At 68.7% G+C, this 14,116-nt stretch carries 19 protein-coding genes; 6 read left to right on the forward strand and 13 right to left on the reverse strand.

What is annotated here, in order from left to right:
- The 4 genes from IEY99_RS33860 to ligD (IEY99_RS22100) all read right to left on the reverse strand — a co-directional run.
- Positions 1–273, reverse strand: a 273-nt coding sequence (locus IEY99_RS33860) for an HAAS signaling domain-containing protein (protein ID WP_229799091.1), incomplete at its 3' end; no start/stop codon positions are given.
- Positions 270–611, reverse strand: a complete 342-nt coding sequence (locus tag IEY99_RS22090) for a PadR family transcriptional regulator (RefSeq protein WP_071805113.1) — start codon at positions 609–611, stop codon at positions 270–272. The genes IEY99_RS33860 and IEY99_RS22090, both read right to left, overlap by 4 nt.
- 42 nt (positions 612–653) lie before the next feature.
- Positions 654–1,565 carry a non-homologous end-joining DNA ligase gene (ligD, locus tag IEY99_RS22095; protein ID WP_189205938.1) on the reverse strand — a complete coding sequence of 304 codons (912 nt, stop codon included), beginning with the start codon at positions 1,563–1,565 and terminating at the stop codon, positions 654–656.
- Positions 1,558–2,505 (reverse strand): non-homologous end-joining DNA ligase, encoded by a 948-nt coding sequence (gene ligD / locus IEY99_RS22100; protein WP_189205939.1) that lies wholly within the window; start codon positions 2,503–2,505, stop codon positions 1,558–1,560. The genes ligD (IEY99_RS22095) and ligD (IEY99_RS22100) overlap by 8 nt, the downstream gene beginning before the upstream one ends.
- 93 nt (positions 2,506–2,598) lie before the next feature.
- On the opposite strand from ligD (IEY99_RS22100), the gene ku reads away from it, so the two are divergent.
- Positions 2,599–3,627: a non-homologous end joining protein Ku gene (gene ku / locus IEY99_RS22105; RefSeq protein WP_189205940.1), complete on the forward strand. Its 1,029-nt coding sequence runs from the start codon at positions 2,599–2,601 to the stop codon at positions 3,625–3,627.
- A gap of 13 nt (positions 3,628–3,640) precedes the next feature.
- Positions 3,641–4,129, forward strand: a complete 489-nt coding sequence (locus tag IEY99_RS22110) for an NUDIX domain-containing protein (protein ID WP_189205941.1) — start codon at positions 3,641–3,643, stop codon at positions 4,127–4,129.
- Positions 4,130–4,168: 39 nt separating this feature from the next.
- On the opposite strand, the gene IEY99_RS22115 is transcribed toward IEY99_RS22110, so the two are convergent.
- Positions 4,169–4,726 (reverse strand): type 1 glutamine amidotransferase domain-containing protein, encoded by a 558-nt coding sequence (locus IEY99_RS22115; RefSeq protein ID WP_189205942.1) that lies wholly within the window; start codon positions 4,724–4,726, stop codon positions 4,169–4,171.
- Positions 4,727–4,764: 38 nt separating this feature from the next.
- Entirely contained in the window at positions 4,765–5,226 is a 462-nt protein-coding gene (locus tag IEY99_RS22120) for a DUF2231 domain-containing protein (protein ID WP_189205943.1), read from the reverse strand.
- A 132-nt stretch (positions 5,227–5,358) separates the two neighbouring features.
- Here IEY99_RS22120 and IEY99_RS22125 point away from each other — a divergent pair, with 132 nt between their 5' ends.
- Together IEY99_RS22125 and IEY99_RS22130 are read left to right on the forward strand one after the other, a co-directional pair.
- Entirely contained in the window at positions 5,359–5,712 is a 354-nt protein-coding gene (locus tag IEY99_RS22125; protein ID WP_189205944.1) for a DUF1304 domain-containing protein, read from the forward strand.
- A gap of 271 nt (positions 5,713–5,983) precedes the next feature.
- Positions 5,984–6,424: a DUF6232 family protein gene (locus tag IEY99_RS22130; RefSeq protein WP_189205945.1), complete on the forward strand. Its 441-nt coding sequence runs from the start codon at positions 5,984–5,986 to the stop codon at positions 6,422–6,424.
- A 133-nt stretch (positions 6,425–6,557) separates the two neighbouring features.
- On the opposite strand, the gene IEY99_RS22135 is transcribed toward IEY99_RS22130, so the two are convergent.
- Complete coding sequence (locus IEY99_RS22135) at positions 6,558–6,908, reverse strand: hypothetical protein (RefSeq protein ID WP_189205946.1); 351 nt, start codon at positions 6,906–6,908, stop codon at positions 6,558–6,560.
- 40 nt (positions 6,909–6,948) lie between these two features.
- Here IEY99_RS22135 and IEY99_RS22140 point away from each other — a divergent pair, with 40 nt between their 5' ends.
- The gene (locus IEY99_RS22140; RefSeq protein ID WP_229799093.1) at positions 6,949–7,146 is read left to right on the forward strand and encodes a DUF397 domain-containing protein; all 198 of its coding nucleotides are present in this window, start codon (positions 6,949–6,951) and stop codon (positions 7,144–7,146) included.
- Positions 7,147–7,203: 57 nt separating this feature from the next.
- Here the strand turns inward: IEY99_RS22140 and IEY99_RS22145 are convergent, their stop codons facing one another.
- From IEY99_RS22145 to IEY99_RS22170, 6 genes are all read right to left on the reverse strand, one after another.
- Positions 7,204–8,340, reverse strand: a complete 1,137-nt coding sequence (locus tag IEY99_RS22145; protein ID WP_189206224.1) for a geranylgeranyl reductase family protein — start codon at positions 8,338–8,340, stop codon at positions 7,204–7,206.
- Positions 8,341–8,394: 54 nt separating this feature from the next.
- Positions 8,395–8,961, reverse strand: coding sequence for a DUF6226 family protein (locus tag IEY99_RS22150; protein WP_189205948.1), 567 nt, complete (start codon positions 8,959–8,961; stop codon positions 8,395–8,397).
- A gap of 62 nt (positions 8,962–9,023) precedes the next feature.
- A complete protein-coding gene (locus IEY99_RS22155) occupies positions 9,024–9,224 on the reverse strand; it encodes a DUF397 domain-containing protein (protein WP_189205949.1) in 201 nt (66 codons plus the stop codon).
- A 184-nt stretch (positions 9,225–9,408) separates the two neighbouring features.
- On the reverse strand, positions 9,409–9,603 hold the full coding sequence (locus IEY99_RS22160; protein ID WP_189205950.1) for a DUF397 domain-containing protein: 195 nt from the start codon (positions 9,601–9,603) through the stop codon (positions 9,409–9,411).
- Positions 9,604–9,663: 60 nt separating this feature from the next.
- Complete coding sequence (locus tag IEY99_RS22165; RefSeq protein WP_229799095.1) at positions 9,664–10,536, reverse strand: helix-turn-helix domain-containing protein; 873 nt, start codon at positions 10,534–10,536, stop codon at positions 9,664–9,666.
- Positions 10,537–10,752: 216 nt separating this feature from the next.
- Positions 10,753–11,193 (reverse strand): DUF6232 family protein, encoded by a 441-nt coding sequence (locus tag IEY99_RS22170; protein ID WP_189205952.1) that lies wholly within the window; start codon positions 11,191–11,193, stop codon positions 10,753–10,755.
- A 517-nt stretch (positions 11,194–11,710) separates the two neighbouring features.
- On the opposite strand from IEY99_RS22170, the gene IEY99_RS22175 reads away from it, so the two are divergent.
- Positions 11,711–14,092 carry a carbohydrate binding domain-containing protein gene (locus tag IEY99_RS22175; protein WP_189205953.1) on the forward strand — a complete coding sequence of 794 codons (2,382 nt, stop codon included), beginning with the start codon at positions 11,711–11,713 and terminating at the stop codon, positions 14,090–14,092.
- Positions 14,093–14,116 lie beyond the last annotated feature (24 nt).

The following is a 14,116-nucleotide window of genomic DNA, read 5'->3' on the forward strand; positions in this document are numbered from 1 at the left end:
TCCCGCCGGCACCGGCGGGAACGGGACGGCCGGCTGGGGCAGGCCGGCCTCCTCGTAGGCCGCCGCGGCCACGACCGCCGGAGCGCCGAGGCGCTCCAGGACGTGCAGCAGCTCGGCCTCCGACGAGACGCCGGGCTCGGCCCGCGCGGTCGCGATGTGCGCCTCCAGGTCGCCGAGCAGCTCCCGGCGGTGCAGCACCGGCAGGCCGTGCAGCCGCTGCTCGATCTCGTGCAGGTACTCGCCGACGACGCGGTCGTACTGGTCGCTGCTCATTCCCCACCGGTCCCTACGAGACGGTCGACGGTCTGTCGAAAGGAAACCCATTCCGTGCGAAAGTGCGCGAGCGCCGACCGGCCGCTGTCGGTGAGGGCGTAGTAGCGCCGGGGCGGGCCCGACGGCGACTCGCTCCATTTGCTGTCGAGCCAGCCGACCCGGCGCAGCCGGGACAGCAGCGGGTAGATGGTGCCCTCGGAGGCGGCGAGGTTCGTCTCGTCGCCGAAGCGGCGCACGATCTCGGTCCCGTACCGGTCCTCGTGCTCCACCATGGCGAGCACGCAGAATTCGAGCGTTCCGCGCCGCAGACCGGTCGACAACTGCGCCACGTCTGCCATGCGGCACACGGTACCTTGCGTCGCAAGGTACCTCAAGACGGCTTACGGCACCGCCGGCCCGGGGCGCAGAAGATCGTCGAGCAGGTCGCCGTACGCATCGACGCGCTCGAGCACCTCGCCCGCGCCGAACTGCCGGGCCGGCTCCTCACCGAGCGCCATCGCCTCCACTTCATCCCAGGTCAACGGGGTGGAGGCGGTCGGCGACCCCTGGGCCCGCAGCGAGTACGGCGCCACCGTGGTCTTGGCCGCGGCGTTCTGGCTCCAGTCGATGAAGACCTTCCCGGGCCGGATGGCGCGGGCCATCTTCGCCGTGATCGAGCCCGGCACCCGCGCCGACAGCTCCTCCGCCACCCGCTTGGCGTAGCCCGAGACGACCTCGGAGTCCTGCGTACCGGAGATGGGCACGCACAGCTGCATGCCCTTCTTCCCGGAGGTCTTCGGGTACGCGCTGAGCCCGTCCTCGCCGAGCCGGTCGCGCGTCAGCATCGCCACCGCACAGCACTCCCGGAGCCCGGCCGGGGCGCCGGGGTCGAGGTCCACCACCATCAGGTCGGGGTGCTCGCCGATCCGCCACTGTGGGGTGTGCAGCTCCAGCGACGCCAGGTTCGCCACCCAGACGAGCGTCGCCAGCTCGTCCACCACCACGAAGTCGATGGTCTCCCGGGACTTGGTGGAGCCGGGTACGGGCAGGGTTTCCAGCCGTACCCAGGAAGGGGTTCCGCCGGGTGCGTTCTTCTCGAAGAAGTGCGCGCCGTCGACGCCGTTGGGATAGCGGATCCGGGTCAGCGCGCGGTCCCGCAGATGCGGCAGCAGCACCGGCGCGATCCGGGTGTAGTAGTCGATGACCTCGCCCTTGGTGAACCCGGCCTCGGGATACATGATCTTGTCGAGGTTCGACAGCTCCAGATCGCGTCCCTCGATCTGGACGGCGAAGCGAGGGCCGGGTCTAGCCATCGTCGTCCTCCACACATTCCGCGGGCGTCTTGTCCGGGCGCAGCCGCAGGAAGCGCGGGAACCGCAACCGTCCGTCGGGCGTACGGTTGCCGTAGCGCACCTCGACCACCAGCTCGGGCCTTACCCAGTGCGCGCCGCGCGCATCCTCCCGCGGCACCGCACCCGCGGCGAACGGCGACTCCGCGCTGGCGATCGGCCCCAGCACGGCCAGCAGCTCCCGTTCCGCGTCCGCGCCGATCCCCCCGCCCACCCGGCCCCGGAAGCGCAGCCCTCCGCCCGGACCCGGCACGCCGACCAGCAGCCCGCCGAGCCGGCGCGCCCCGGGCCGCCACCCGCCGATGACGTAGTCGCCGGTCCGGTCGAACTTGACCTTGACCCAGTCGCCCGACCGGGCCCCGGGCAGGTAGGGCGTGTCCAGCCGCTTGGCGACCACGCCCTCGAGGCTGTTCTCCCGGGCGGCCGCCGCGGTGGCGTGCCCGTCGGCGAACACCGGAGGCACCATCCAGCACCCCGCACCCAGATCCAGCTCTTCGAGCCGGGCGCGCCGCTGCGCGTACGGGAGGTCGAGAAGCGACTCGCCCGCGTACCGAAGGATGTCGAAGACCATGTACGTGACCGGCAGCGTCGCCGCCAGGCGCGCGGCCTTGCCCGGATCCCGGACGTGCATCCGTTCGGCCAGCGCGGTGAACGACGGCCGCCCGGCCGCGTCGAGCACCACCATCTCCCCGTCGAGCAGCGAGTCCGGCGGCAGGGACAGGGAGGCGACCTCCGGATAGGCGAGCGTCACCGACGTTCCGGAACGCGCCCACAGCCGTGGGGCCCCACCGGAGAACGAGGCGAGCACGCGGACGCCGTCCCACTTGAACTCGTAGCTCCAGCCGGCGCCGAGCGGAAGCGGGCCCGCGGTGGCGAGCATGGGAGACAGCGGCGCACCCGGCACTCGATCACCTTAGGCAGGGACGAACACCTTACGCAGGGGTCTCACTAATGCAATCCTTGATCGAGCGGCTGCTCACGGGGGTAGGAGGCGACAATGCGGGCGATCTGGAAGGGCGCGGTCTCATTCGGCCTGGTGTCGATCGCTGTCAAACTTTTCTCGGCCACCGAGGAGAAGGACATTCGCTTCCACCAGGTGCACCGCACCGACGGTGGCCGCATCAAGTACCAGCGCACCTGCTCGATCGACGGCGAGGTGGTCAGCTACGACGACATCGCCAAGGGCTACGACATCGGCGGTGGCGAAATGGTGATCCTCACCGACGAGGACTTCGCCGAGCTGCCGCTCACCACGTCCCGGGCGATCGACGTGCTGCAGTTCGTTCCCGCCGACCAGATCGATCCCCTGCTCTTCGCCAAGGCCTACTACCTGGAGCCGGAGGGACAGGCCGCGAAGCCGTACGTGCTGCTGCGCGACGCGCTGACCGAGGCCGACCGGGTCGCGATCGTCAAGGTCGCGCTGCGCCAGCGCGAACAGCTCGCCACCCTGCGGGTCCACGACGACGTCCTGGTCCTCAACACGATGCTCTGGCCCGACGAGGTCCGCACCCCCGACTTCGGCTTCCTGGACGACGACATCGAGACCCGCCCGGCGGAGCTGGCGATGGCCGCCTCGCTGATCGACTCCATGGCCGGCAGCTTCAAGCCGGAGGAGTTCACCGACAACTACCGCGCGGCGCTGCAGGAGGTCATCGACGCCAAGATCGAGGGCCGCGAGATCGTCGCACCCGAGGAGGTCGAGGAGGCGCCGGCGGCCGCGGTCGACCTGATGGCGGCGCTCAAGGCCTCCGTCGAGCGGGCGAAGAAGGCCCGCGGCGAGAACCCCGAGGAGCGTGCGCGCGCCGTCGAGGCCCCGCCCGCCAAGAAGACCGCCGCCAAGAAGGCCACGGCGACGAAGAGCACGGCCACGAAGAGCACGGCCACGAAGAGCACGGCCACGAAGAGCACGGCCACGAAGAGCACGGCCAAGGCCACCGGGGCCGAGAAGACCGCCGCCAAGGCCACGAAGAGCGGGGCTGCCAAGAAGGCGACGCCGGCGAAGAAGCCTGCGCGCAAGTCCGCCTGACTAGTCTTGTCGCGTGGGATTGACGTGGGCTGAGTCTTATCTGGGTCGGGTTCGCGGCAGCGTCGGCGACGCCGACACGCTGCTGTTCGTGGGAGCCCGAGGGGTGATCTTCGACGAGCAGGGCCGGCTGCTGCTCATCCAGCGCTCCGACAACCACCGCTGGGCGATCCCGGCCGGAGCGATGGAGCTGGGCGAGAGCATGGAGGAGTGCGCGATCCGCGAGGTCTGGGAGGAGACCGGGCTGCGGGCGACGGCGCTGACCCCGTTCGCGTTCTACAGCGCCTACACCTTCACCAACGGGTGGGGTCACACCTATCAGCAGATTCTCATGTCCTTCCGGATCGACAGCTGGGAGGGCGAGCTGCAGAAGGTGACGGAGGAGTCGGTCGACGCCGGCTTCTTCGCGCTCGACGCCCTGCCGGGCCCGCGCTCGCGCATCATCGAGGAAACGCTGGCCGACCTGAGGTCCTTCGAGAACACGGGCCGCATGGTGGTGAAGTGACACCGGGGCGCCGTCCGGAAAGGACAGCGTCCCGGCAGGTCAGGCCCGTTGGTGGGTGCCCTCGGCGATCTCCTCGAGCAACTTGTCGCAGAAGGCCGGCAGGTCGTCCGGCTTTCGGCTCGTCACCAGGCCCTGATCGACGTAGACCTGCTCGTCGACCCAGGTCGCACCGGCGTTGGCGAGGTCCGTGCGCAGACTCGGCCAGCTGGTGAGCGTGCGGCCGTCGACGACGCCCGCCTCCACCAGGGTCCACGGGCCGTGGCAGATGGCCGCGACCGGCTTACCCGCCGCGAAGAAGTCGCGGACGAAGCGGACCGCGTCCGGGTCGGTGCGCAGGAAGTCCGGATTGGCCACGCCACCGGGCAGCACGAGGGCGTCGTACTGACCCACGTCCACGTCCTTGACCTGCTTGTCCACCGCGTATGTACCGGCCTTGTCCAGGTGGTTGACGGCCTGGATCTCGCCGGTCCTGATGGACACGAGCTCGGCCTCGCCCCCGGCGTCCTCCACGGCCTTGCGAGGCTGCGTGTACTCCACTTCTTCCACGCCGTCGGTCGCGAGGAACGCCACGCGCTTGCCCTTGATCGAAACGGTCATGCCGGTTCCCCCTTTCTCTCGGCGGTGCCTTCCGGCGTTCAGAGAATCCGGTTCCCGGGGTGGGGGCGGGCAAACGTGGCGGGTCGGCGGTTGACCAGTTCGCCGCCGTACCAGGCACCGAGAAACGCGCCGGTCAGTGCGAGCAGCTCGACCAGGAGCAGACCGACGCCGGCGACCCGCTCGGGGCTGCGCATACGGAGCATGAGGATCACCGCGAAGAGGATGAGCACCCCCATGTTGGCGAGGTTCCGCAGGACGCCCACGCGCTTCGCCGGGGTGCCGTGCGGCACGAGCATCAGGTCGATCGCCCCGGCGACCGCCGCCAGGATGCCACCGAGGAGCCCGGCGACGATGTTCCAGTACGCGAGCGCGCCGAGGATGCCCGGGCCGCCGAGGAGGTCGCCGATGTCGAAGAGGACCGCCATCGCGAACAACCCCAGGGGAAACATCACGAGGACGGGCTGGACCGCCTGGCCGGCGACCTTGAGTCGGCTCTCCATGGTGGCGCTCGCCCTCCCTCAACTGCTGCTTCTGGCGCGACCCCCGTGGGCCTACCCGGTCGATCTGTCGATGAAACGCCCGCTGCCTCCTGTTACGCCCGTCGATGAATGATGATCGCTAGGGTGGTGCCCATGGAGACCGCCGCGACGATCCTGGTGGGCCTCGTGGCCCTCATCCACGTCTACATCCTCGTGCTCGAGATGTTCCTCTGGCGGACAGAACGGGTGCGCGCCACGTTCGGTACCACCGCCGAGTTCGCCGCGGAAAGTGCCACCCTGGCCGCGAACCAGGGTCTCTACAACGGCTTCCTCGCCGCCGGGCTGATCTACGGCCTGGTCACCGGCGACGCGGAGTTCCAGATTTTCTTCCTGTGTTGCGTCGTCGTCGCCGGAATTTACGGCGCCGCGACCGCCAGCCGCAGGATCCTGTTCGTGCAGGCCATGCCCGCCGTCCTGGCCCTGGTGCCGGTGGTGCTGGCGAGCTGAGAGAACACTCGGCTTGTACGCAATCTGCGATATAGCAAGTTGAAGTGTGGCGAACAGCCGGGTGGCGTGCTGTACTGAGGTCAGGCAAGAAGGCGGAGCTGGAAGCACGAAGCAACGGCACCCGGCGGCAACCGGGTGCCGTTGACGGCTTTCCACTTCGCGACGCACGGGTTCAGCTCTGTGACACACGAGCGAGGCGGGGAATTCTCTCTGCGCCAATGGTGGCTCGCCTTTCCTCCTCCTCGCAAGGAGTCGGGAGGGGGAGTTCGTCATGCGCCTCTACTACCGTGGCCCGGACGCGATGGTGACCAGCGAACACTTCGTCCACCGCACGCCCACGACGACGAGGGCGTTTCTGATCCGAGACCTGCGCGAGGTGGGCATCACCAGCGCCGAGCAGCCCGGCACCCCGGCCCTCGCGCTGGCCGGCGCAACCGCGATGGTGCTGGCCGCGGCACTCCCGTTGTGGCGGATCTCGCCGCTGTACGCGATCGGCTTCGCCGGGCTGGCGGGTTTCGGACTGGCCGCCGCCGCCCTCCTGCGCCGCGGCCGGCCTCGGACGTGGCTGTTGCAGGCCACCTATCGCGGCCAGTCCGTGGAGTTGTACCAGTCCGCCGACGCGCGCGTGTTCAACCAGGTCAGCAGGGCACTGCGCCGAGCCATCGAGGATGCCCGGCCGCCGTCGTCCTGGGACGACTTCGCGGCGGCCTGACCGGGCCGGCCGGGGGTCTCGGGCGCCCTCCTTCGTGACAAGTCTCTTTTCGATGAAACTTGCACGGCTCCTTGCTCGTTTTGATAGGACAGTGGCAGAGTAAGCGGCGACCTCGCTGGCTGCATGATGGCAATCAGCGAGGTGGCACTTTGCTTTTTCGGCACCGCTGCACTTCGACGTCGAAGGACCCATGGCTGAGGTCGTCTCGCCAATCGTCGTACGCACGACCGTGCGTCCGGCTCTGTGCGACACGCTCGAGCATTCGCACCTCACCCTGCATCAGGTCACCGATGGTCGGCACCACCTTGTCTTCGCTGACGGGCTGGACGCCGTAACCGGCACGCTCTCCCGCCCGGACCAGCGAGCTCGGGAACAGATCGATGAAGTCGACACGATCGACTTCGCGTTCCTCACCACGATCCCGCCGCGCCCGCACACCGGGCGGGCTCGGCGGGAAGTTGGCGACACGATCACCAATGGTCACGAAGACGGCAATGACGCGGACGAAGAATCGGAGTGGAATATTGAGTACGATCGAGGCGCCCCAGTGGCGCAAGAGCAGCTACTGCAGCAACGCTACTTGCGTCGAAGTGGCTCGGGTCGAGGACAACTACCTGATCCGCGACTCGAAGGACCCGGACATCGCCCCGCTGAGTTTCACCGCGGAGGAATGGGCGGCGTTCGTGCGAGGAGTCAACGAGGGTCAGTTCGCCTTCGAGTGATCCCTTGATCAAAGGTGCGCGCGACGTCGGCCCGAGGTCGCGCGCACCGGCTGCCGGTCACGACGATCCGCCGAGGATCCCGACCGCCAGCCGGACCGAGGTCCGCCGCAGCACCTGGGCCATCGACAACTCGCCCCGGCACGAGGCCTGGAACGCCCGCCAGCCCGGCGGCGTCGCCATCGCGGCATGCATGAGCCGCGGATGCCGGGCGAAGAGCCGGAGAAGCCGGCGACCTGCCGCCATGTCCGGCGCCAGATGCCGGTTCACCAGGAGCTCGTACTCGCAAAGAGCGTCGGGTGTCCGGGCCCGCCCCGCGATCTCGCCGGCCCAGGTGCCGGAGCGCAGCGCGAAACTGATGCCTTCCCGGGTCCACGGTTCCAGCAGTCCCGCCGCGTCGCCCACCACGATCACCCGGCCGCGGCGCAGCGGCGCATCCGCCCGGCGGCAGCGCGTCAGGTGGCCCGAGTCGCGGACCACCGGGCGATCGGCGAGGCCGAGACCGCCGGCGAACTCCGCCAGGTAGCGCTTCGTCTCGGCGCCCTTGCCCTTCGCCATGATGACGCCGACGGTGAGCTGGTCGCCCTTCGGGAAGACCCAGCCGTAGGAGCCGGGAACGTGACCCCAGTCGAGCACCACCCGGCCCCGGTACGCGGCGCGGTCCTCGGCCGTCGCCGCCAGCTCGAATTCGAGGCCCAGATCCTGCTGGTCGAACGTGACGCCGACGTACCGTGAGGTGATCGCGGCCGAGCCGTCGGCGCCGATCACCGTGCGGGCGGAGATCACCTCACCGTCGGCGAGGGTCACCCGCGCGGCGGCGTCGTCCTGGTCGATCGAGCGGACCAGTGCGTTCTGGCGCACCTCGGCACCGGCGGCGGTCGCGGCCTCGTACCAGGCGAAGTCGAAGTCGTCCCGCCGCACCATCGTCAGCAGCGGGCGGTCCGCCGTCCGGCGGGTGAAGGCCCGGCGCCCGCGGTCGGTGAAGGTGATCGCGTCGACCGTGTCCCGGGAGGGCACGGAGATCCGGGAGCCGGACCAGGACAGCGACGTGCCGATCAACCCGCCGCCGCAGGTCTTGTAGCGCGGGTGCACGGCGCGTTCGAGCACCAGGGTCCGCGCCCCGGCCGACGCCGCCGCATGGGCCGCCGCCAGGCCGCCCGGACCCGCACCGACCACGGCCACGTCCCAGTCCGCCACCACGGTCGGATCCTATCCAGCGTCGCGGCGTACGCCGTCCGGCCGGAAGCGTCGTCAGGGGCGGCCGGCATCCTGGGGGGCCCGTCGCGACCAGGGCGCCCACTGCACCGCCGCGGCGAAGCCGTCGCGGCGCGCGGCGCGCGCCTCGCGGTTGTCGACCGGTGCCTGCCGGCTGATCCGCAGACCGCGGCCGATCAGCCGGGTCTCGCGCACCGACCCCGTCAGCCCCCGGCGCACCCGCTCCCAGAGCCCGCCCTCGACGTGCGCGTCCATCCGGGCCCGCAGGCCGGCGATCAGCTCGGACGGGTCCTCGTCGCCCTGCTCGCCGTGCGGGAAGGTCTCGACGAACCACCGGCCGAGCCGCAGCACGACGCCCGGGAAATCGGTGAAGGCGATGGACAGCGGCGCGGCCGCCGGATGCCGGGGAATCAGCCGCACGGTGCGCACATGCTCGGCGTACGGCCCGGGACCGGCGGGTTCCTTGGTCTCCCGCCGGTCCACGACGTACTGTCCGGCCAGCTCGTCGAGCAGCACCTCGGCGGCGTCGTGCAGTACCTGGTACCGCGCACGCCCGGTGGGTTCGCAACGGTACGGATCAAGCGAAGGCTCGAACTTCCCCACCGGAACAGTATGGCGCCGCAACCGCTTGATCAGGCAATCTTCACGCCCATCTACGGACGACCTCAAAGGTCGAATTCGCCCCGCTTGACCGCGGAAGCAAACGCGGACCATTCCTGCGCGGTGAAGCGCAGGTGCTGCTGCTGTGGATTCTTGGAGTCACGGACGGCGAAGTCGTGTCCGATCTTGGCAACCTCGACGCAGCTGGTGGTTCCGCATCTGCTGGCCCGACGCCAGACAACCGTCTGCTCCGTTCGGTCACTCATGCCTACTCCTCCGAGTCGGTTCCCGAATCCACGGTAGGCGACAGCCGCAGAACACGACAGGAGGCGAGAATGAGTGAACCACGATGACTGTGCCGAATCGCGGTTAATGGGGCTGTTTGGGCGACGGATTTGTCCGCCCTACGCCCGCTTTGACACGTCTTCCGCGCGGGAACGCGCGCTCACTTCACAGGTCGAACTCACCCGCCAGCATGCCGTCGCGGAAGGCCACCCACTCTTCTCTCGTGAACGAGAGGGCAGGAAGGTCAGGCCGCTTCGAGTCACGGATCAGATAGTCATCCTCGACCCGGGCCACTTCCACGCAGGTGCTGTTCGCGCACTTGCTGCTCTTCCGCCATGCGGGCACGCTGACGCCGTTCATCGTTCGCCTCTCACACTGCAGCCCGCCCGCGTGATCCCCTATGAGCACGCGGGCTCATAGTTATCGGGGTTCCCGTTGGCGGCCTGTGGCGGCCGATTCCAGGTCTATCCTCTTGCGGATGAAGTCGATCGTGTCTGATTCATCAAGAGCTTCCTGCCACACCAGGTCGTACCGGTTGCGGTGCCGCATGGTGGTGGACTTGGTCTCGATCACCTCGTCGGAGAGACCATTCTCGTGGTAGAGCAGCATTCCCTCGCTGTCGTTGGCATCGAGGGAAAGAAGATCGAAGGACGCATTGTTGGTGACCGGCGCCTCCAGCGTGAACGGCACCATGCGAAGCTTGATCGCGCCTTCGTCCGCCAGCCGTTGCAATTCCCGGAGTTGATCCGTGAAGACGGCGGCCCCGCCGATCGGGCGCATCAGCACCGACTCGTCCAGCAGCACGAACAGTTCAACGGTGCCGACCCGGGAAAGTAATGCCTCCCGCCGGCGCTGCCGCGCGTCGAGGACACCCCGGATCCGGTCCTCGGGCATCTCGCCGACATACAACTGCATCAGGGCTTCCGCGTACGCCGGGAGCTGCAATGGTCCGGGAATGAAGTAGATCGAGAAATACCTGATCGCCGTCGCCTCGGCCTCGTACTCGATCAATTTCCGGTGTGCGTCGCTGAGGACCTCGCGGAACTGGGGCTTCTGATGCCATGCCTGCCGCTGCCGCGTCCTGGCGATCCGGGCGTCGACCAGCAACGCGGCGATGACCGACTTGTCCTTCACCTGCAGGAAGTTGAGCAGCGGCCGCAGATCGTTGGGGGCGATGGTCACGTCGCCGTTCTCGATGCGGATGACCTTGCTCAGCGACCATTCCATCTCGTCGGCCACCTGCTGCTGGGTCAGATTGGCCTGCTCACGTGCCTCGCGCAGCGCCAGACGCACGCGCCTGCGTGCGACGGTAGGCGAGACAACCTCAGCCATGAGTCCTTCAGCGTCGAAGTCGGATAACGTCCAGCATGCAATGTGCAACCTCGCTGCCTGCCAGCAGGCAGTCAGCGAGGTCGCGCGTCAGCCTAACCATGGTCTTATCAGATGACGCGTTCGGGCGCGCAAGATTCATCGAACCGATATTTGTCACGAGCCGCAAACAGCATGTGATCAGGCCACTACCAAGCCACGGACGTCACGAGGGCGCCGCGAGTCCTCCACCGCTCGGCGGAGCGCACGAGTGACCTGGTTGAATACGCGAGCGTCCACAGCCGAGTACAGGGTTACCCGCCCACCGTTGCGGTAAGCCTGCAGATACCACGAGCGGGTGGCCCGCCGCCGGTTCGCGGCGAGAGTGCCCGCCAGAACGCTACCCACCAGGGCGGCCGGAAGCGCGACAACCACTCCCCCGAGGGTCCACCCGACGCTCGTAAGGGTGACGACGGCGGCCATCGCGATCAGCGCCTCCCCGGAGCCCCATCCCCCGGGCCGGCCGCGCACCAGCTCGATGTCTCGCAATTCCTCGATGACGAAAACTTTGGCAGGACTGGTACGCCAGACGAAATACTTTTCGGTTACCACTGCGTCGGGACCGCGATAGTAGGTGCGCATCCGTACGAACTCCTTCCGCACTGCCGGCAAGGAAGGAACTGGCCGCGACCGCGACTCCGAGAGAATTCCCGCCTCGCTCCTCACGCCGGAGATCCGGTCGACGCGGCAGCCGGTTGCCGCCACCTGCCGCGTCATCCATCCGGAACTCGCCCTGACTGCCTGCGTCAGAGTCAACCACAGCCACCAGTCCGGTGGCCATAGTTCAATCTGCCATGTAGCAGATAGCGCGGAAGCTCTCTAGTCCCCCCGCCCGGTGGACGGAGAGACCAGCGCGGCCGGTGGGACGGAGCAGAACGGGTGCAAACGCGAAGCTAGCCGGTTGTCGGCTCCGGCCGCACCCACCGGCGCGACGGATCGCCCGACAGGGTGAGGCGGATCCGCCGACCGGCTGCCGGCACGACTGTTCCGGCAGCCCACATCAACCCCCTCGAAGCTTAGGTTCCGGTCAGTCCAGCCGTACCTGAGCAGCGAATGCACCCTGCCGGATCCCCGCCGGCAACCGACCCCTGGAGTGGACTTGACTCACCAACCACGACGCCCGCTACGGACGGCGCTGCGCACACTGCCTGCCGTCCTGGTCGCCGCGGCTTCCCCCGCACTTCCCCTCGGCACCTCCGCAGCGAACGCCGCGACCGAGGTGCCGGACGCTCCCTACTCGCTGGACGCGACCGTCAGCCCGGCGCCCGTGACCGCGGCCGAGTGCGACCCGGACCCCCGGTGCGTGACGCTGGCCACGCCGAGCGCCACCGGCGACGACTGGCGCACGATTCAGGACGCGCTGACCGCCGCCGGCGGCCGGGCCCAGGCCGCGGTCGTGGACGCCAACGGCACCGTCGTCACCCCGGCCGTACCGGAGACGGTGCTGCTGAGCGAGGGCACGTACTCGGTCACCTGGCCGCTGCAGGTGCCGCCGAACGTCAACCTGCGCGGTTCGGGCATCAAGACGACGGCCATCAAGATCGCCGACAGCGCGCCGTGGGGCAACTTCAACTACAACTTCATCGTCCGGCCCTCGGTGAACATCGACCTGACCAACCCGGACCCGGCGCCGGGCAGCGTCAACACGGTCTCCGACCTGACCCTCAACGGCCGGTGCCTCAAGGGCAAGGGCGACTTCTCCGAGACGGGCAGCACCGAGCCGACCATCCTGCCCGACGCGCAGTTCCCGACCGGGTGCGAGAGCAACTGGGACACGGAGCGCAACGCCGGCGGCGGCATCAAGGCCGGGCACCGCTGGACCGTCCAGCAGGTCCGCTTCACCAACTTCAACTACTTCAAGCTGTGGGTGACCAAGACCCGCGACGTCCACATCATCGACAACCGGTGGGACAACTGGGGCGGCGCCGGCAGCGGCGACGAGGACAACATCGGCGGCGGCGGCCAGAACACCGGCACCGTGATCGAGCACAACCAGTGGGACCAGACGATCCGGGGCAACAGCTTCGACTTCACCCACGCCAAGAACGTCACGTTCCGCAACAACAAGGTGGTCGCCAACCGGTACTACGCCAACCTGCGCAAGGTGGAGGCCTACGGCTCGGTCTACCTGGAGTCCGTCGTCGGCGGCGTGGTCAGCGACAACGACCTGAAGGGCGCCAACATCGTCCTCAAGTCGAACGCCAACTACAAGCCCCACGAGGGCGAGAACCTGAACGTGACCAACACCCGCGACATCGTGGTCACCCGTAACCGGATCCGGGACACCTTCGACAACGGCATCACGGCCAACTACGACGATTACCGGGACGTGGTGAAGGCGCACACCGTCGCGCCCGGCGGCAACAACACGATCACCGACAACGTGATCACGAACGCGGGCAAGGCCGGGATCATGATCGGCGGTGTGGCGAACGCGCACAAGGACGCGCCGGACACCATCACCGGCAACGTGATCACCAACGTCGGCATGGACGGCGAGACCTACTACGCCGGCTACGACCCCGTCGGCATCGCGATCGGCATCGGCAAGGGCGACAAGGTGCACCACAACACCATCGTCGACGACCAGGAGCGGCCCACCACCTGGTACGGCATGCAGATCGGTGCGAGCAACAGCTCGGAGATCTCGGTCAGCGACATCCAGCTGACCGACGCCAACGGCGAGGGCTGGAACGTCGTCAGCCGCACGCTCGGCGGCCAGCGCAAGTACGGCAGCATGGCGGCCAACGCGCCGACCAACCTGGCCGTCACCAACGGCACGTTCACCTGGTCGGAGTCGGTGCCGCAGGACCCGTCGAAGGGCTACAGCCCGATCGCCGGCTACCGCGTCTACCGCAACGGTGTCGAGGTGGCCACCTACCCGGTCGGCAGCCACACCATCCCGGGCAACCTGCTCACCGCCGCGCAGTCCGGCTTCGAGTCCGGCGTCACCGGATGGAGCCTCTCCGGCGGCACCGTCGCGGCCAAGACCGGCGACGCCGCGATCGGCAACGGCTCGCTGCTGGTCACCACCGGCGCGACCAACCGTACGGTCACGGCCAACGGCCCGGGCGTCCCGGTCACGGCCGGCGCCACCTACACCACGGTCGCCTCGTACAAGGCGGTCACCAACAGCGGCCGCATGGTCCGCTCCGGCATCACCTGGCGCGACGCGACCAACAAGTCGCTCGGGCAGGTGGCCGTACCCACGAACAAGTACACGTTCGCCTCGACCAGCAACTGGGTCACCTCGTCGTACGCGTTCGTGGCCCCGGCCGGTGCGGTGAAGGCCGAGCCGTTCCTGGTGATCGACAACTCGCTCGCCGGCGAGCAGCACCTCATCGACCGGGTCGGCCTCGTCGCCGGCACCAACACCGAGGGCTGGACCGACGGCGCGTGGGCCCCGGGCAACCGCTACCAGGTGGTGGCCTACCGGACCGGCGACTTCCAGGCTTCCACGCCGGCCACCGTTCTCGGCTGACAGCGATCGCAAACATGCGGCCCT

Origin of the sequence: Couchioplanes azureus (assembly GCF_014648355.1) — a bacterium.
GTDB classification, from domain to species: Bacteria; Actinomycetota; Actinomycetes; order Mycobacteriales; family Micromonosporaceae; genus Actinoplanes; species Actinoplanes azureus.